Source organism: Bacillus cereus group sp. BfR-BA-01360 (genome assembly GCF_022663595.1).
Classification (GTDB): Bacteria; Bacillota; Bacilli; order Bacillales; family Bacillaceae_G; genus Bacillus_A; species Bacillus_A cytotoxicus.
The window spans coordinates 1-288 of sequence record NZ_JAKUFV010000089.1 but is presented as its reverse complement, the minus strand read 5'-3'; the positions used below and the strand labels follow the sequence as shown (position 1 = coordinate 288).

Here is a 288-nt window from a genome sequence, read left to right as displayed (position 1 = left end):
TTCTTTCTCATCCTCCCTTCCATAAGTTTTATCTTTTTTAACAATTCATTTTCAGCTTTTAATAGGTTTCGTTCCGCTTCCAAACGCGCATATTTCTCTTCTAATGTAAGTTCTCTCTCTAGCTTTCTTCCTGAGTTTTCTTTACGCGTATCTCTTAGACCAAATACACCATCTTTCTTATAGGAAGTACGCCACCGATTTCCTGATGATATAACACGTTGTATGCCAATGATTTCTACATCAAATCCACATTCTTCAAAAATAATGCGAGGGGGTTTTCCTTTTTCG

The 288-nt window shown here is 36.5% G+C and carries 1 pseudogene; it reads right to left on the bottom strand.

Going from position 1 to position 288, the window contains the following annotated elements:
* Window positions 1-288 (bottom strand): annotated as a pseudogene (locus MR056_RS22040) (IS3 family transposase); the annotation flags it as partial.